Genomic DNA, 16,386 nt, shown 5'->3' on the forward strand with positions numbered 1-16,386 from the left:
CTGTTGATAATGAGCTACGCCACCACCTCAATCCCCGCACCGGAGCGCACCTCACCGACAACCCACCCACCCTGACCAACATCAGCGAAGTGGCGCAGCAACTGAGTTGCGCAGGCTGGGGTGAGGGCGAAGAGCAACCCGCCGGATGTTTGGGGATCGCAGAGGATGAGTTGGTACGCCTCCTCGACATCGGGGGCGTAGCGCACATACTGATCGGTGGCGAGGAAATCACGGTTGCGGTCGAGGCCACCGGGGAAGATCCCGGCGCGGGCATAGTTGATGGCTCCGGGGAGCAGGGGCAGATCGCCGGTGCGGAAGCGCATCGCCACGCCACTAGCGCGAGCCATTTCGGCGGCGTGACCAAGGAGGCCAAAGCCAGTAATATCGGTGGCGGCGTGGATGTTGACGAGGGCGGCAAGCTCGGCGGCGGTACGGTTAAGTTTGAGCATACTGGCAACAGCGGACGTGAGATCATCAGGATGCCCCTCGTCCCACTTCAGTGCGGTGGTGATCAGGCCCACGCCGAGGGGCTTGGTGAGCAGGAGCAGATCGCCGGGGCGTGCGCCACCCTTGGTGGTGATGCGTTGGGGATGCACGAGGCCGGTGACACTCAGGCCAAACTTGGGTTCACGGTCGCTAATCGTATGGCCTCCGGCCAGCACCGCTCCGGCCTCGGCCACCTTATCGGCGCCGCCCTGGATGATCGCGGCGGCGATCTCTGGATCGAGGTCATCGGGGAAGGCCGCCACGGAGAGGGCCGTGATCGGACGCCCACCCATCGCATAGACATCGCTGAGTGCATTCGCCGCCGCGATAGCCCCGAAGGTGTAGGGGTCATCAACAATTGGCGGGAAGAAGTCGAGTGTCTGGACGAGAGCGGTTGTGGCATTGATCTGATAGACCGCAGCGTCATCGCTGCTTTCTAGCCCGACCAACAATTGGGGATGGTTGGGCAGATGCAGCTTACTCAGGATGGCGGATAGGGCACCCGGCCCCGTCTTTGATCCTCAGCCAGCGCAGGCGGCCATTTTGGTGAGCTGGATTCGTTGGCGCTCATCCATTGCAAGCATCCCCTTCGTGAAGTGTATCGCGTAGAGGTATTCTACCAGATCCCGCCTTTGGTGGGGGGATGGTATGGGTAAAGTTCTTGGGGTTGAAGCTCCAAACCCCAATGTTTGGCGGCGCAGCCGCCCCGAACAGGGCATGTGCAACGTTCTTGGGGCTGAAGCTCCAAACCCCAATGTTTGGCGGCGCAGCCGCCCCGAACAGGGCATGTGCAACGTTCTTGGGGTTGAAGCCCTAAACCCCAATGTTTGGTGTTGTTTGGCGGCGCAGCCGCCAAACAACACCAAATAAAGATCTTCGGGGGCGGCTATGCCGCCCCGAACCCACCGGAGGTGGACGTTGCATAAGCCATGGTACAATGGGAACCAAGACACAATCCTCTTTACAATCTGGACATGTGCGATTTTGGGAGGTTGATATGAAGCAGGTCGTGAGTGCGATTACGTTCCTCTTCGGGCTGGTTGTGGGCCTGATCAGTGGTGCAGCGTTGCTTGCCTATGCGTATCAGATGGCGGGACTCTACCCACCGGATGACGCAACGATCAAGTTTATTGCCCGTGAGCGCGGTTGGCTGCGCGATGACGTCTAAGTGAGATGGCTGGGGGTGAACCCTCCAGCCATTTTGAAGCAACCTAGCAGCACAAGGAGGTGCCGGATGGACAAACCCTGGTTCGCATTCTATGAGAAGGGCGTACCGCAAACAATCAGCTATCAGAGTGTGACAATCAGTGATGTGTTAGCTGAGACCGCCCGTGCATTCCCGGAAACCATCGCGACCAACTTCGTCCTGCGTTATATGCTGGGCGGGCGTTTTACGGTTGGTGGCAAGGTGACGTATCGCAAGCTGAATGAGCAGGTAGATCGCATGGCAACTGCGCTCTACCAACTCGGTGTGCGCAAGGGTGATCGGGTAGCGGTGATGTTACCAAATTCGCCGCACTATATCATTTCCTTCTTTGCTGCGATGCGTCTGGGTGCGATTGTGGTGAATGTCAATCCGACCTACACCAGTCGTGAGTTGCAACACCAACTTGAAGATTGTGGAGCGGAGACGATTATTCTGCTCAACCTCTTCTGGCCGCGTTTGCGTGAGATTCGCCCAGAGACCAAAGTCAAGCGAGTCATTGTCGCGCATGTCTTCGATACCCTTGGTTTTCCTTCCAAACTGTTGGTGAAGATTACCCAGAAGAAGACACCTGAGTGGGTTGATGTGAACCCTGAGCAGGACATCTTCTTCTTTGAGACGCTGCTGAACCAGTATGGGCCGACACCTCCCAAGGTGAATATTGATGTCCATGATGTGGCACTTTTCCAGTATACGGGAGGGACGACGGGCTTACCCAAGGCGGCGATGCTGACCCATTACAACCTGATGGCGAATGTGCAGCAGGTTGGTGCATGGTTGGTGAGTGGGCATCGCGGCCATGAGAAGATGATGGCCGCGATTCCCTTCTTTCATGTCTATGGCATGACGGTGGCCATGCTCTACAGTGTCTATATGGCCGCCGAGATCATCATCGTGCCCAACCCGCGCCCGATTGATAATGTGATGACGATCATGCAGAAGGAGCGCGCTACGCTCTTTCCGGGTGTGCCGGCCATGTATATCGGCATCATCAACCACCCCAAGGTCGCCGAGTATGATCTGCGTAGCATCAAGGCGTGTATCTCCGGCTCAGCACCCTTGCCGATGGAGGTGCAGGAGCGCTTTGGTGAGGTGACGGGTGGGCGACTCGTTGAGGGCTTTGGGATGACCGAATGTAGCCCGGTGGCGCTGGTCAACCCGGTCTATGGCACGCGCAAGGCGGGCAGTATTGGCATCCCGGCACCAGACACTGACGCCAAAATCATTAATTTGGAGACGGGGGTAGAGATCCCACTGGGGAGCGAGGAACAGGGCGAGTTGTGCGTGCGTGGCCCGCAGGTGATGAAGGGCTACTGGAATCGCCCCGATGAGACGGCGCTGACGGTGGATGCTGATGGCTGGTTGCACACTGGCGACATCTGTAAGTCGGACAGCGACGGCTACTTCTATGTTGTGGATCGCAAGAAGGACATGATCATCGCCAGTGGTTTCAAGGTGCTACCGCGTGATGTGGAAGAGGTACTCTTCATGCATCCCAAGGTGATGGAGGCGGTAGTCGTGGGGGTGCCGAATCCGGCCCGTGGCGACGATACCGTCAAGGCGTTTGTGGTCGTGAAGCCGGGCGAAAACCCGACGGTGGAAGAGATCCGCGAGTTCTGCAAGTTGCACTTGGCGCCCTACAAGGTGCCCCGCGAGATCGAATTCCGCGCCGAGTTGCCCAAGACGATGGTGGGCAAGGTGTTGCGGCGGGTTCTGCTGGATGAGGAGAAGGCCAAGCAGAAGGCGAAATAGGCTTATTGGGGCGGGGCGCGCTATAATGCGCCACCTACGTAATGTTCACGCTTGGGGTACACAAAGTTCTCGTATTGACGCTAAGGCGCCAAGACGCAAAGGTTATATTGAAGGCTTTGCGTCTTGGCGTTTTGGCGTCAAACTTTAGATGCTAGGAACAGTGCAGCTACGCCCCTACTCCTTCACATGCACCACTTGGATCTGGGTGTCGCCCGCGAGCATACTGAGCGTGGTGGTGACGATGGAGATGACGAGACCACCAAAAAAGGCGGGCCAGAAGCCATAAACGTGGAAGGCGATGTTGAGCTGATCGGCGAGCGCCGAGGTCATGCCGAGCATCACCGCGTTGATGACCAGCCCGAACATGCCCAGGGTCAGGATGACCAACGGGCAGGTGAGCATATAGATCAGCGGGCGCAGTAGGGCATTGAGCAGCCCAAAGACGAGTGCCACCACGCCGATCTGCCAGCCGGGGCCACTAAACTCAATGCCGGGAACAATCCAGACCGCCGCGAAGATGGCGAGGCTGCTGATCAGCCAACGCAGGGTGAGGCGCTGCCATGGGGGGCGCGGGTTGGTTGGGGGGATTGGCGGTATGGGTGGGTATTGCATAGGTGTCTCCGTCTCTATGATACTATATGTGGCAATGACTTGTCTGCCTCCGGCGGGTGGGGAGCGGCGCGGTGGCTGAGCTTGTCGAAGCCACCGTGCCCTATTTCAGTACTTTGGGGCTTGTCCCCAATACAATTGGGTAGGATAGGATACACCGATGACCACACAGACGCAAACCATCTTCGCCCAGGTAGCGCGGAGCGCCGAAGCGGATGGTAAGGCGGCATATTTTCGGTTACATCGCCACCGTTTTGCGGCGATGTTGCAGGCGATCAAGGCTGCGCCGGGGGCGCAGGTGTTAGAGGTGGGGGTGACTCCCGGCCACTTCACCGAGTTGCTGGTGCAGTCGGGTTACCGGGTGAGTGGTGCCGATCTTGATCCCTTTACGCGCAAGGCGCTCTGGGATCGCTTGGGGGTGGAGGTGCGCCAGGTACACTTGGAGCGTGAGGCATTGCCCTTCCCCGACAATAGTTTTGATCAGGTGGTCTTCTCCGAGGTGATCGAGCATCTGGTCTACTCGCCGCTGCCGGTGCTGCGCGAGTTTCGGCGCGTGCTGCGTCCGGGTGGGCGCGTGCTGATCACCACCCCGAATGAACTCTACTTCAAGAGCCGGATGCGCGGGATTCTGCGCATGCTGCTCTGGCAGAGCCTGCTCACCCGCGAGGAGTTCCGCCACCAGATGTTGTTGGAGGGTGAGCAGCGCTACACCACCCACAGCCGCACCTATACGATGGGTGAACTGACCTGGTTGGTGGAGCAGGCAGGCTTTCGGGTGGTGCGCCACCAGTACGAAGCACCTTGGGAGAAGGTGGGCTTGGAGGCGGGGCGCGTGCGGCGGCATCCGCTGCGGGTGCTGGTGAAGGGGGCGTTCTATGTGTTGACGACTCTGATTCCGCCGACGCGATCTATGCTGCTGGTTGTTGGCGAGAAGTAGCAGTATGGTATAATTCTGGGTGGGGGCCGCTAGCTCAACGGCAGAGCACTCGGCTCATAACCGACGGGTTCTGGGTTCGAATCCCGGGCGGCCCACCAGGAGTTTGCAAGATGCGCGATGCAAAATTGAACATTTTGCATCGCGCATCTTGCATGTTGTTTTGAAGGGAATGTATGGCACAACCAGATGTGATCGTGATCGGCGGCGGGTTGGCGGGGCTGACGGCGGCATTGCATCTGGCAGAGGCGGGGGTGCGCCCGCTGCTGCTCGAGTCGGATGTGCGTGTGGGTGGACGGCTGGCGGGGGCCGAGACGGAGACGCTGGAGATGGGCGGGCGCAGTTGGGAGTTCCCCGCTGAGCATGGTATCCATGCGCTGTGGGGGCAGTACCACAATGTGCGCGCCATGTTGGATCGCCACGGGATTGCGGCGGCACGCACGTATGCGCGCTACGAAGAGTGGGCGCACGCGAAGGGGAGTCGGGTGCTGCGCGCCGAGGCGGGTAGCGCGGTGCGGCGCAGTTTTATCCCGGCTCCGTTCCACTATATTGGGCTGCTCTTTCGCCCGACCTTCCTGCGTATGCTGACCCTGGCCGATCTGATCGGGTTGCCACGGGTGACCGGCAGCATCTATCTGGCGCTGGCCTATGATCCGCTGTGCGAGGAGATTGATTTTGGCGCGCGCACGGTGGCGGGGTTGTTCGACGGCTGGCCGCCGAGTCTGCGCGCCTTCATCACCGCGCTGATGCGCAGTGGTTTGGCGGCGCAGCCCGAAGAGGTGCCGCTGGCGGGCTTTCTGGCCTTCCTACGTTTTTACACCCTGCTGCGGCGCGATGCCTGGGCGTTCGAGTATCTGCCCGATGATTCGGCGGCGGCGGTGATCGATCCGTTGGCGGCGGCGATTCAGACACGTGGAGGCGAAATACGCCTGAATACCGCAGCCACTAAGTTGGAGCGCACACCCACGGGTTGGCGGGTGCGCTGGACGTGTGGGGAGGAACAGGGCGAGAGCGAGGCATCCCAGATTATCGTGGCGCTCGATGCAGCGGCGGCGAAGGGGCTACTCACCGGCAGCCCGGCCACCGCACCGGCAGCGGAGCAACTCATCTGGCCGACATGTCTGGATACCGGCGTGGTGCGGCTCTGGTTCTCGCGGGCACCCAACACCACGGCGGAGTCGGGGGTGTGTAGTGGCGACATGACGATTGATAACTACTTCTGGCTGCACCGCTTCCAGCGTGGGGTGGCCGAGTGGCACGCGGCCACCGGGGCAACCGTGGTCGAGATGCACATCTACGGCCCGCCCGACGTGCTGGCCCAGCCCGATGCGGCGCTGATTGCCCAGGCCGCCAACGACATCCAGCGCATCTACCCGGAGTTGCGCGGCCACCTGATCCACCAGACGATGCGCCGCAACCCGCCCAGCCACACCCGCTTTGGGGCGGCGAGCGGCCCCAAGCATCTGGGGGTGGCGAGTTTGTGGCCGGGGATCTCGTGCTGTGGCGATTGGGTGGGCTACCAGCACCCCTCGCTCTTCCTGGAGCGGGCATGTGTCACCGGGATTGCCGCAGCGGCGCGGGTACTGGACGCGATGGATCGCCCGACCCCGCAGGTGCTGGCGGCAACCCCGGCGGAGGCTCCGGCGCGGGCGGTGGAGTGGGCGTTGCGCCAGGTGCGCAAGGCGGTGGCACGGCGTCATACCACATAATGTAACCGTTCACGATGGGGGTAAACGGATTATCATTCCTACGCAAAACGACAGCTTGACGCAAAGGCGCGAAGACGCAAAGGTTTTATTGAAGGCTTTGCGCCTTTGCGTCAAAATCTTGATGTTCGGGGCAGTGTGAACAGCTACGTTAGACTATCGAGAGGATGGGGGATATGCAAATTGGGGGATAAAGAGGTTCCCGTGAAATAGTGATGACGGGTTCAACGTACTCGCTGAAGATGCCAATGACACCGATCTTTCGACCACCCGCTTAGTCGTATTATACCACAAACTGTTTACTCAACACGACTTGTGCTTGACTCCGCTAAAATGAGATCAGGTGGAAGTATTGGGTATGCATGTGCCTCGTAGACCTCAATCAGAGTTACCAACATATCAAGAATATCACCTTCAAGAGTGTTTGGTTGTGCATTGAATAAATAATCTACGAGATTAAGAGCATTCTGATAATCTACATCGTTTCTGATTGGTCGGATATTCATAGTTAGTGACCCTTATTGCATTCCTATAACCCCTACCAGTATAAGATGTTCACTCTCTGGGATCAAGACATGACACGCCCCCCCATCTCTGCGGTGATCCCGACATGGAACGGGCTGCGCTACCTTCCGGCATGCCTGATGGCTCTGCGTGCCCAATTGGGGCCGCAGGATGAGATTGTGTTGGTGGATAACGCCTCGCGGGATGGGGCGGGGGCGTGGGCGCGGCGCTATGCGCCGGATGTGCGCGTGGTGGCGTTGCCGACGAACCTGGGGTTTGCGGGCGGTACCAACGCGGGCATCCGGGCGGCACGCGGTGAACTGCTGCTGCTGATCAACGACGATGCGCTGGCTGAGCCGGGGTGTGTCGCGGCGCTATGGGCGGCGCTGCGCGAGTCGCCCTCGGCGGGCGCGGCAGCCGGGGCGCTCGTCTTCAGCCGCCGCCCGGATCGGGTGGCCTCGGCGGGGATTCGCTTCCAGGCGGATGGTGTGGCCACCGACATGCATATCGGGCTCCCCGTGGCGGAATTGCCACAGGAACCCCAGCCCATTTTCGGCGCGAGTGGCGGGTTGGCGTTGCTGCGGCGGCGCATGCTGGATGATGTGGGCCTGTTTGCCGAAGAGTTCTTTAGTTATTTGGAAGATGTGGATCTGGCGTGGCGGGCGCGGCTACGCGGCTGGGATGCGGTGTTGGCGGGTGGGGCACGCGCACGCCATGTCTACTCGGCCACAGGTGGACAGGGTAGCCCGTTCAAGCAGGCGCTGCTGGGGCGCAACCGGGTGCGGGTGTTGGTGCGCGTCTTGCCAACCCCGATCTTGCGCGATCTGTTGCCCGCCATCCTGCGCTATGATCTGCTCGCGGTGGGGTATGCGCTGCTGCGCGGGCAGGCGGCGATGGTGCGCGGGCGAGTGGCGGGGCTACGCGAGATGCCGCGTCTGTTGGCGCAGCGGCGGGTCATCCAGGCGGGGCGTAGCGTGCCAGTGGGGGAGTTGGTGCGCTGGATCGAGCCAGCCCCTTCGCCCGTGGAGGCGCTGCGGTTGCAGCGCAGGTTGCAGGCGTTGTTGGCGTAGCTAAGGTGCTATACTGGCAGTATCTCAACGCACAGGAGACAGCCCATGACCATGCAACCCATACGCATCTGGTCATCAGAGGAGTATCTGGCCTTTGAGCGTACCAGTGAGGTCAAACATACCTTTTTTGATGGTGTTATTGTCGCTATGGCAGGCGCAAGTGCGGCCCACAATATTATTACGGCCAATATTGTTGCCAGCCTGCATTTTCAAGTTCGGCAGCGCAACTGTACTGTCTTCCCAAGCGATATGCGGCTAAAAATAGAAACGACTCGCACCTACACCTACCCCGATATTATGGTTGTCTGTGGCGATATTCAATATGCCCACGAAGCGCAAGATACGCTAGAAAATCCTACGGTTATTATCGAAGTACTCTCGCCTTCAACCGAAATCTATGATCGGGGGAAGAAGGCTCAAATCTATCGGACTATTCCTTCACTGCAAGAATATCTCCTCGTTGCCCAAGATGGCCAGCATGTTGAACATTTTGTCCGCTATGCTGAGCATCAGTGGCTGTTTACCGAATGTGCCGATGCTCAAACCCCGATCATGCTTCCATCAATTGAGTGTACACTGCTGTTTGAGGATATTTACGCCAAAGTTCCCCCATCTTCTCCGGCGCAAGGCTGATCCCGCCTCCTACAGATAGAATGTGCTATACTTGTGTAGATATTTTATCTACAGCACTGAGGAGGTGGTATATGACGACAACAACCATCCGTGTTTCTGTAGAGATGCGTGATCTGTTACATGATTTGGCTCGTCAGACGGGCACATCTATGCAGCAGGTGCTTGAAGATGCCCTCACGCACTATCGCCGTCGCCAATTTTTGGTTGCACTCAATACGGCCTATCTTGCTGCACAAAGCGATTCAGTAACCCAGAAGGTAGAGACTGCGGAACGTGATGCATGGGATGCGACTCTCCTGGATGGCTTAGATGCACAGGAGACGTGGCATGAATCGTGAGCCATCGCGGGGAGAGATCTGGTTAGCTGATCTTAATCCTATTCGTGGGCACGAACAAACTGGAACACGACCTGTCCTTATTGTCTCAACGGACATGTTTAATCATGGGCCTGCTGGATTGATATTCGTCTTACCTTTAACTCGAACAGATAGACATATTCCAGCGCATATTCCGATTGATCCGCCCGAAGGCGGAGTGAGCAGTCGGAGTCTGATTTTGTGTGATGGTTTGCGATCTATTTCAAAAGATCGTTTGAAGGGGAGCGCGTGGGGACGAGTTTCATTGGCAACGATGCAGCGTGTGGATGAAATACTACGCATCCTGCTCGATTTATAGATCAACCTCCGCCCCAAGGCTGATCCCGCTCCTTCTCGCGCCCCTTGAGATCTGCCTGTTATAAGTGCTAGAATAGTTGTACCCTATTTCACACAAAGTCAAAGGAGACACGGTTATAAACGATATTCATACCCATGATGGCAAGCGGTTACATCCAACCACACCGCCACGCACGCGCGCCCTGTTGGTCGGGGCGGAGGTGGAGAGTTTCAACAGTGCCTGGAGTGCTGAGGATTCACTGCGTGAGTTGGCGTTGTTGGCAGATACTGCGGGCCTGGAGGTGGTTGGCAACATCTATCAGCGGATTGACCAGCCCTTCCCCAAGTATTTCATCGGCCCCGGTAAGGTGCGTGAGGTGGCTGAGTTGCGCGAGCAGTGCGGGGCGGGGTTGGTCATTTTTGATGACGAGCTAAGTCCGGCGCAGACGCGCAATCTGGAGGAGGCGTTGCAGGTCGGCGTGCTGGATCGCACCGCGCTCATCCTCGACATCTTCGCCCAGCATGCGCGTACCCACGAGGGCCGTTTGCAGGTTGAGTTGGCCCAGTATAACTACATGTTGCCGCGTCTGCGCCGCCAGTGGTCGCACTTGGAACGCCAAGCCGGTACGGGTGGTGGGACATCGGCGGGTGGGGTGGTTGGTCTGCGTGGGCCGGGTGAGACCCAGTTGGAGATTGACCGGCGTTTGATTGATCAGCGCATCGCGTTGTTGAAGGAGCAACTGACCGATGTGCATCGTCATCGCGAACTCTATCGGCAGCGCCGCAAGAATAGTGGGGTGCCGGTGGTGGCGCTGGTGGGTTACACCAACGCGGGCAAGAGTACCTTGCTGAATGCGCTTTCTGGGGCGGATGTGTTGACCCAGGATCAGCTCTTTGCGACGCTCGATCCGACGACGCGCCAGGTGACGCTGCCCGGTAATCATCATGTGCTTTTGACCGATACGGTCGGGTTTATTCAGAAACTGCCGACCCAACTGGTGGCCGCGTTCCGCGCCACACTTGAGGAGATCAATGAAGCGGATCTGTTGTTGCATGTGGTCGATCTGACCCACCCGAATGCCCAGGAACACGCCCAGACGGTTGAGAAGACCTTGGAGGAGCTAGGCGTGAGCCGCAAGGCGACGCTGACGGTGCTGAACAAGGTGGATAAGCTGGAGGGGGTTGCGTCGGGTGAGGTGGAGGATCTGGTGCGCGAGATGGGGCTGCCCAGCGATGTGATCGCGGTCTCGGCACAGCGCGGCTGGGGTCTCGATCTGCTTGGTGAGCGTATTGTTGCGGCGCTCTCGGAGGGGATGGTGGCACTCAAGGTGCTGATTCCCTACCAGCGCAACGATCTGGTCTCGTTGTGGCACCGGCGGGGTGTGATTGATCGTGAGGAGTATATTGGCGAGGGGACACATATTCAGGGGCGTATTCCGCGCACTCTGGCTTCGCAATTCAGCCAATATGTGGATTAGTGTGGCTCGTAACTGTTCACATTTCTCCTAGCTTCCAGGTTTTGACGCAAAGACGCAAAGGCGCAAAGCCTGCAAGATACACCCCAATCAAATCCTTTGCGTCTCTGCGCCTTTGCGTCTAAATTCTGGATTTCGGAGTAGTAAACAGATATAAGGAGAGCTATGCGTATCGAGCAGATTGAACTGCGCCGGATCGAATTGCCGTTTGTGGCCCCGTTTGAGACGAGTGGTTGGCGCGAAGAGGCGAACCACTCGGTATTGGTGCGTCTGTTTGCCCAGGGGGCTGAGGGGTGGGGCGAGGCTCCGGTGGGGATTGGCCCGTGGTACAACGAGGAGACGAGCGCCACCGCCTGGGTGATGCTGCGCGAAATTCTGGCCCCGCTCATTCTTCAGGTGGATCTGGATGGGCCGGAGGGGGTGGAGGCGGCCTTTGCGCGCGTGCGCGCCAACCGTATGGCGCGTTCGGGGATTGAGTTTGCGGCCTGGGATCTCTTTGGGCACCTGCGCGGCCAGAGCCTGACGAGTATGCTCGGCGGGACGCGCAGTAGTGTGGATGTCGGCGTGAGTGTGGGGGTGCAGTCCAGTATCGAGGCGCTGCTAGAGGTGGTGGGTGCGTATGTGGCGGCGGGCTACCAGCGCGTGAAGTTGAAGATTAAGCCCGGTTGGGACATCGAGCCGACGCGGGCGATCCGCGAGCGCTGGCCCGATCTGCGGCTTCAGGTTGATGCGAATAGTATCTACACCCTGGCCGATGCGGCGCATCTGGCGCAGCTCGACGCCTTCAATTTGCTACTGATTGAGCAGCCCCTAGCCCACGATGATATTTTTGATCATGCCAAGCTCCAGCCGCAACTGCGCACGCCGATCTGTCTGGATGAGAGTATTGTCTCACCGGAGCATGCGCGCTGGGCGTTGGAGATGGGCGCGTGTGGGGTGATCAACATCAAACCTAGCCGGGTGGGTGGACTGACCGCCGCACGCCAGATCCACAACATGGCCCAAGCAGCGGGTGTGCCGGTCTGGTGTGGTGGGATGTTGGAGACCGGGATTGGGCGAGCGGCGAATGTCGCGCTGGCCAGCCTGCCCAACTTTAGCCTGCCGGGTGACATTAGTGCCAGCGAGCGCTACTTCAAGCGCGATATTGTCACCAATCCGTTCCGGCTCAGCCCGGACAGTACCCTCAGTGTGCCGACAGAACCGGGGAGTGGGGCCGAGGTGGATATGGAGTACCTAGAGCATGTGACCGTGGAGAAGATCGTAATTGGGTAGGTTCGTGCAACTGTTCACACTTGGGTTAAACCGAAGCCTTGTGTTGACGCCAAGGCGCAAAGACGCAAAGATTTTGATTGGAACTTCTATTGAAGACTTTGCGCCTTGGCGTCTTTGCGTCAAAACCTGGATGTTAGGAGATATAGTGAACAGTCACAGTTTTCTAGGGGATTCACCGCGATGCGCCCCACACGTGTGTTATGGGGTTGGTGTGGGGCTAGGGTTTGGTACCTGACACACCAACTCCTGCACGATCTTGCGGGTAGCGCGATCCTCGACCACCACCGGGTAGCGACCGGGGCGCTCATGGCCAATGCGTAAGGCAATACTATACGCGCCATCAGCGCGGCTAAACCCACCACCCACAGGACGTGCCCCAAAGGTGACGATCAGTGCGGTGCGTGGGTTTGTTGTGCCCTCGATGGTGATCGTTTCACCAGGGATACAGTGTAGGGTTGGTGGCCCCTCTGGGGTGGGCGTAGGGCTGTTGGTGGGGCTGGCAGTAGGGGCGCTGGTGACGGGTGCCTGGATTGGTGTGCTTGTAGGTTGGCTGCCACTGCTGGTGGTACTGGTCGCGGTTGTCGTCCTCGTCGGGGTTACGGTGATCGTCCCGGTGGGCTTGGTGAGCGTACTTGTAGGGGTGGATGGCGTCACCGTACCCTTCTGGGTTGTCTGTTGCAGTAGAGCGGTGCGCGTGAGGAGGCACTGCTCATAGGGCGGGTAGGGTGGAATATTGTTGGGGCCAAGGGTTGGGCAGCCGCTTATGATCTTACTTTGGTCGAAGGTCGCGGTTGGTGCCTCGGCGGTTTGGGTTTGGATACAGTAGGGGTAGAAGGGATCGTTGGGATCAGAGGGGCAGAGGGTTGCTGCGGAGACGTGGGTTGATTGGAACTGGGTATTGGCAGTTATCAAGAGCAGCATGAAGGTCATGCCGACGATAGTGATCAGGCTGATCGGCCAGAAGAGGTTGCGGTGCGACATAGAATGCCTCGCTGGCTGCTATGCGGCAGCGCGATGACGTGGGCGACTCATCCACCACCAGCGTAGGCGGCGATGTTGGCGTGAGACTTGGCGGGCTGCATTGAGGGCGATCCTGCCAAGTGTGCCAATCAGTGGGGTGGGAAGTGCGGCCCAACGATAGAGGAAGAGTTTCAGATGCACCCGGCTCCAGCGGATGATGCGGTTGCGTGGCCCAACGAGGGCGATGCCGAGCATCAAAAAGATCAGGCCATTTACGATGGGCATGGGTATGCCGATCAGCCCGATGATGATCAGGAACCAGCCGAGAACCGGCTTGCATGCAAGCCAGATCCAGATCAAGATTGAGCGCACAATGGCGAGGAGCAGGGTCATCCACATATGCGTGTGTTCCTCGTCGGGCTAGGTCGGGTGTACATCTCAAAGCTAGTATACCATATTGCCTCTTCACCTTCACTCTACAAAGAACTTTTTATGCTCCAATAGATAGGTCGGATCGAGGGGCTGAAACGAATTGAGTATGGCGATCACCTCCGGGTAGCTGAAGCCGTAGACATCGAGTGCCATGGGGGGATGGGTGTAGAGAGTAGGATTCAGATTGATCTGATACCTGCGCGGGCGGCTGGCCTGGAGTTGGATGTTGGCATAGTCGGTGGTGATGGTCTCATCCGGGTTGAGGGTGAGTGGGGCATCGAAATGGATAATGATGTGGCGGTCTTGGCCGAGGTAGATGATCGCCTGGGGCATTGCGGTACTGCTTGGCCAGATCAGGAGGGCACGTTCGCTGCCCGTGGGCAGTGGGCTGGGCAGGTAGATCTGCCAGCGCAGATTGAGGAGCGTGCTGGGATTTCTCAGGTCACGGCGGCTGAAGAGGAGCATGGCGGGGTCGGCACGCGGGTTGTCGCTGGCAGCCGGGAAGCTGCCGCGCCCGTTCCAGGCCAACACGAGGTTGAAGGGCGATCCGGCTTCCTCACTGGTGTTGAAGCTACGCTCTTCGATGATGCGCCAAGTGACTCGGCTACTCTGGGTGGTGTCGCTGGTGCTACTCAGTTCGGTGGCGCTGCGCAGTTGCCCGCTTTCGGTGTCGAGGCTCAGCAGGATGGTGATGGGTTCGCTGGCGCGGCCAGGGGTTTGGCTGGGGTAGCCTATGGGGCTGAACCCCCGGAAACTGAGGATGTAGACACTGTGCGTGCTATCGCGTTGACGACCAAGAAGACGCAGATCTGCGGCCTGCTGCGCTTGTTGGAGGTAGAAGCGCGGAATATTCCAGATGCCGTAGCTGAGGCGCTGCGCTAAGGCGCGGGCTTGGTCACTCGGATCGGCGATCTGGTTGATCAGGCTGGGGCTTTCTGCGTTGTCATGTTCTGCGAGATTGGCATATAGGCTGGGGCGGTAGAGTGGATCAACCGCGTAGGCGAGTTGATCTATACCGTTGGCGATCTGAAACTCATACGGTGCGCCGCCGGAGGTGTGGCTGATTTGGAGCCGGTGACGGGCGGGGTTGCTGCGATCCAGCCAGAGTTCGGCGCGGATGGGGGCGTAGGTGGCATCGTTAAAGTACCAGAGCGTCTCGTAGCGGCTGTACCAGATCGTGCTGCTCGTCGCAGGGATGCGGGCATGGTTGGCTAACGCCGTCTCGATCAGTGCGGCGACATCCACATCCTCGCGGGTGTTCCGGTTGATCACCGTTACTGGCTCGCGGTTCATGCCGGGGAGCACGAGGCTGGCGATGATGACCAGGATGATCAGTGGAGGAACCGCGAAGATGATCGGGATCTGCGGGCGTTGGCGTGGCGCACCGAGGCTGATAAGCTGGGCTTCGAGGCGGGCGGGCATGTCGCGTTCACGCAGGATGGTGCGTAGGGCGGCTTCGATGGTCTGGCTCAACGCGCCCCATGTCTGGTCGAAGCTGCGGCACTCGGCACAGGTGGCGAGGTGACCCCGAATGGCGGGGGTGTGGCGCAGTCGCCCGCCCGGATCGACTAGGGCTATGCGCACCTCCTGGCATGTCTCGCTACTGTTCTGCTCGGTGAGGCTCAGCATCGCACTGGGGGCCAGGTTGCGCATGGCGCTGAAGAGGGTGGCACGGCTGGCCGCTGCATCCATGTTCAGGATCGTGGCCAGATGGGCCAGATCGTAGCCGAAGAGCAGGTAGAGGGCCAGAGCATAGCGCTGCTCGCTGGGCAAATGCAGCAAACTCTGGTGGAGTGTCGGTTGGTCGGTGCGGGACCGGGGTGGATGGGTGTGGCGCGGGGGCGGTTGGGTCTGCGCGACGGTGAAGAGGAGGCGCAGCAGATCGGGTTCACTTGGTGGGTTAGCTGGATCGGCGCGCACCAGTTCGGTCATCAGCAGGCGCAAGAGACGTTCGGCCCCGCGTGCTTCGCGCCCAAGGATCAAGGCGGCACGGTAGAGCGTGCCGCTGTGATGATCAAGAATCGTTTCGATGAGGTTATTGGGGGTGGACATGATGTAAACGTAGGGGCGAAGCATCGCCCCCAATATTGTCACGCTTCCCCGACCACTTGGAGGGCGATGCTTCGCCCCTACTCTGCGGGATCGGACATAGGCATCCTCAGACGATCTCAGCCAATAGCGTTCCTAATTGTACGGCACGTCCGGGGGTGGCGTTGAGGCTGGCGATGCGTCCGGCACGTGTGGCGCGGATCTCGTTCTCCATCTTCATTGCTTCCAGCACCAGCAAGGGTTGATCAAGCTCTACCTCTTGGCCCACGTCCACCAGGACGCGCACGACTATCCCAGGGATGGGGGCCTTGATGCGCCCATCGTGGCTACGCGGGTGGTAGATGCGCGAGTCTTGGTCGCGGACTTGGACGTTGTGGCGGCCATGGCGCGACTGAATCCAGCGCAGTTCATGATCGATCTGGAGTTCGTAGGGATGGGTATCAACCATCGCCCATTCGAGAACCTCGGAATCGGCTAAGGATGAGAGCGCGGCACGCATGGGTTGCTCATTCACGACGATGGTATAGAAGCCATCGGCATCGGGTGTTTCGGGAACCTGGACATGGAACTCGGTGCCATCAATGGTGACGAGGAGTTTGCGCATAGGGTACCTCGGTGTAAGGAATTTATGGCTTTACGATGGGCTG

General features: G+C 59.2%; 16 protein-coding genes and 1 tRNA gene. 11 read left to right on the plus strand and 6 right to left on the minus strand.

The genetic code is table 11. The features are described 5' to 3' along the window. Positions 1-14: 14 nt before the first annotated feature. Positions 15-1,061: a selenide, water dikinase SelD gene (selD, locus tag EKD03_RS00825; RefSeq protein WP_129626304.1), complete on the minus strand. Its 1,047-nt coding sequence runs from the start codon at positions 1,059-1,061 to the stop codon at positions 15-17. A gap of 422 nt (positions 1,062-1,483) precedes the next feature. Here selD and EKD03_RS00835 point away from each other — a divergent pair, with 422 nt between their 5' ends. Together EKD03_RS00835 and EKD03_RS00840 are read left to right on the plus strand one after the other, a co-directional pair. Next, positions 1,484-1,654, plus strand: coding sequence for a hypothetical protein (locus EKD03_RS00835; RefSeq protein ID WP_006563484.1), 171 nt, complete (start codon positions 1,484-1,486; stop codon positions 1,652-1,654). 66 nt (positions 1,655-1,720) lie between these two features. After that, the gene (locus EKD03_RS00840) at positions 1,721-3,442 is read left to right on the plus strand and encodes a long-chain-fatty-acid--CoA ligase (RefSeq protein WP_129626308.1); all 1,722 of its coding nucleotides are present in this window, start codon (positions 1,721-1,723) and stop codon (positions 3,440-3,442) included. Between the two features lie 174 nt (positions 3,443-3,616). Here EKD03_RS00840 and EKD03_RS00845 read toward each other — a convergent pair whose 3' ends face one another. Beyond that, positions 3,617-4,054 carry a phage holin family protein gene (locus EKD03_RS00845; protein ID WP_129626318.1) on the minus strand — a complete coding sequence of 146 codons (438 nt, stop codon included), beginning with the start codon at positions 4,052-4,054 and terminating at the stop codon, positions 3,617-3,619. 157 nt (positions 4,055-4,211) lie between these two features. Here EKD03_RS00845 and EKD03_RS00850 point away from each other — a divergent pair, with 157 nt between their 5' ends. The 9 genes from EKD03_RS00850 to menC all read left to right on the plus strand — a co-directional run bounded on the left by EKD03_RS00850 (position 4,212) and on the right by menC (position 12,298). Beyond that, the gene (locus tag EKD03_RS00850) at positions 4,212-4,988 is read left to right on the plus strand and encodes a class I SAM-dependent methyltransferase (RefSeq protein WP_129626320.1); all 777 of its coding nucleotides are present in this window, start codon (positions 4,212-4,214) and stop codon (positions 4,986-4,988) included. 23 nt (positions 4,989-5,011) lie between these two features. Next, positions 5,012-5,086, plus strand: a tRNA-Ile gene (locus EKD03_RS00855). 75 nt (positions 5,087-5,161) lie between these two features. Then, a complete protein-coding gene (locus EKD03_RS00860) occupies positions 5,162-6,694 on the plus strand; it encodes an FAD-dependent oxidoreductase (RefSeq protein WP_129626322.1) in 1,533 nt (510 codons plus the stop codon). A gap of 572 nt (positions 6,695-7,266) precedes the next feature. Continuing rightward, complete coding sequence (locus EKD03_RS00865) at positions 7,267-8,265, plus strand: glycosyltransferase family 2 protein (protein WP_174842786.1); 999 nt, start codon at positions 7,267-7,269, stop codon at positions 8,263-8,265. A 45-nt stretch (positions 8,266-8,310) separates the two neighbouring features. Beyond that, the gene (locus EKD03_RS00870; RefSeq protein ID WP_129626324.1) at positions 8,311-8,898 is read left to right on the plus strand and encodes a Uma2 family endonuclease; all 588 of its coding nucleotides are present in this window, start codon (positions 8,311-8,313) and stop codon (positions 8,896-8,898) included. Between the two features lie 71 nt (positions 8,899-8,969). After that, positions 8,970-9,236, plus strand: coding sequence for a ribbon-helix-helix protein, CopG family (locus tag EKD03_RS00875; protein ID WP_129626326.1), 267 nt, complete (start codon positions 8,970-8,972; stop codon positions 9,234-9,236). Beyond that, entirely contained in the window at positions 9,226-9,573 is a 348-nt protein-coding gene (locus EKD03_RS00880) for a type II toxin-antitoxin system PemK/MazF family toxin (RefSeq protein WP_129626328.1), read from the plus strand. The genes EKD03_RS00875 and EKD03_RS00880 overlap by 11 nt, the downstream gene beginning before the upstream one ends. A gap of 184 nt (positions 9,574-9,757) precedes the next feature. Continuing rightward, entirely contained in the window at positions 9,758-11,029 is a 1,272-nt protein-coding gene (hflX, locus tag EKD03_RS00885; protein ID WP_274542388.1) for a GTPase HflX, read from the plus strand. A gap of 162 nt (positions 11,030-11,191) precedes the next feature. Then, the gene (gene menC, locus EKD03_RS00890; RefSeq protein WP_129626330.1) at positions 11,192-12,298 is read left to right on the plus strand and encodes an o-succinylbenzoate synthase; all 1,107 of its coding nucleotides are present in this window, start codon (positions 11,192-11,194) and stop codon (positions 12,296-12,298) included. A 198-nt stretch (positions 12,299-12,496) separates the two neighbouring features. Here menC and EKD03_RS00895 read toward each other — a convergent pair whose 3' ends face one another. The 4 genes from EKD03_RS00895 to EKD03_RS00910 all read right to left on the minus strand — a co-directional run bounded on the left by EKD03_RS00895 (position 12,497) and on the right by EKD03_RS00910 (position 16,343). Continuing rightward, a complete protein-coding gene (locus EKD03_RS00895; protein ID WP_129626332.1) occupies positions 12,497-13,279 on the minus strand; it encodes a hypothetical protein in 783 nt (260 codons plus the stop codon). An 18-nt stretch (positions 13,280-13,297) separates the two neighbouring features. Then, positions 13,298-13,657 carry a hypothetical protein gene (locus EKD03_RS00900; protein WP_129626335.1) on the minus strand — a complete coding sequence of 120 codons (360 nt, stop codon included), beginning with the start codon at positions 13,655-13,657 and terminating at the stop codon, positions 13,298-13,300. A gap of 72 nt (positions 13,658-13,729) precedes the next feature. Continuing rightward, the gene (locus tag EKD03_RS00905; RefSeq protein ID WP_129626337.1) at positions 13,730-15,742 is read right to left on the minus strand and encodes a sigma-70 RNA polymerase sigma factor region 4 domain-containing protein; all 2,013 of its coding nucleotides are present in this window, start codon (positions 15,740-15,742) and stop codon (positions 13,730-13,732) included. A 106-nt stretch (positions 15,743-15,848) separates the two neighbouring features. Continuing rightward, on the minus strand, positions 15,849-16,343 hold the full coding sequence (locus EKD03_RS00910) for an acyl-CoA carboxylase biotin carboxyl carrier protein subunit (RefSeq protein WP_129626339.1): 495 nt from the start codon (positions 16,341-16,343) through the stop codon (positions 15,849-15,851). Between the last annotated feature and the right edge of the window lie 43 nt (positions 16,344-16,386).

It is taken from the genome of Candidatus Oscillochloris fontis, assembly GCF_004138135.1.
Lineage (GTDB): Bacteria > Chloroflexota > Chloroflexia > Chloroflexales > Chloroflexaceae > Oscillochloris > Oscillochloris fontis.

Bases quoted from the DNA above. Each gene is read 5' to 3' on its own strand.
- EKD03_RS00835 (WP_006563484.1), top strand. From the start codon at position 1,484: ATGAAGCAGGTCGTGAGTGCGATTACGTTCCTCTTCGGGCTGGTTGTG.
- EKD03_RS00840 (WP_129626308.1), top strand. From the start codon at position 1,721: ATGGACAAACCCTGGTTCGCATTCTATGAGAAGGGCGTACCGCAAACA.
- EKD03_RS00845 (WP_129626318.1), bottom strand. From the start codon at position 4,054: ATGCAATACCCACCCATACCGCCAATCCCCCCAACCAACCCGCGCCCC.
- EKD03_RS00850 (WP_129626320.1), top strand. From the start codon at position 4,212: ATGACCACACAGACGCAAACCATCTTCGCCCAGGTAGCGCGGAGCGCC.
- EKD03_RS00860 (WP_129626322.1), top strand. From the start codon at position 5,162: ATGGCACAACCAGATGTGATCGTGATCGGCGGCGGGTTGGCGGGGCTG.
- EKD03_RS00865 (WP_174842786.1), top strand. From the start codon at position 7,267: ATGACACGCCCCCCCATCTCTGCGGTGATCCCGACATGGAACGGGCTG.
- EKD03_RS00870 (WP_129626324.1), top strand. From the start codon at position 8,311: ATGACCATGCAACCCATACGCATCTGGTCATCAGAGGAGTATCTGGCC.
- EKD03_RS00875 (WP_129626326.1), top strand. From the start codon at position 8,970: ATGACGACAACAACCATCCGTGTTTCTGTAGAGATGCGTGATCTGTTA.
- EKD03_RS00880 (WP_129626328.1), top strand. From the start codon at position 9,226: ATGAATCGTGAGCCATCGCGGGGAGAGATCTGGTTAGCTGATCTTAAT.
- menC (WP_129626330.1), top strand. From the start codon at position 11,192: ATGCGTATCGAGCAGATTGAACTGCGCCGGATCGAATTGCCGTTTGTG.
- EKD03_RS00895 (WP_129626332.1), bottom strand. From the start codon at position 13,279: ATGTCGCACCGCAACCTCTTCTGGCCGATCAGCCTGATCACTATCGTC.
- EKD03_RS00900 (WP_129626335.1), bottom strand. From the start codon at position 13,657: ATGTGGATGACCCTGCTCCTCGCCATTGTGCGCTCAATCTTGATCTGG.
- EKD03_RS00905 (WP_129626337.1), bottom strand. From the start codon at position 15,742: ATGTCCACCCCCAATAACCTCATCGAAACGATTCTTGATCATCACAGC.
- EKD03_RS00910 (WP_129626339.1), bottom strand. From the start codon at position 16,343: ATGCGCAAACTCCTCGTCACCATTGATGGCACCGAGTTCCATGTCCAG.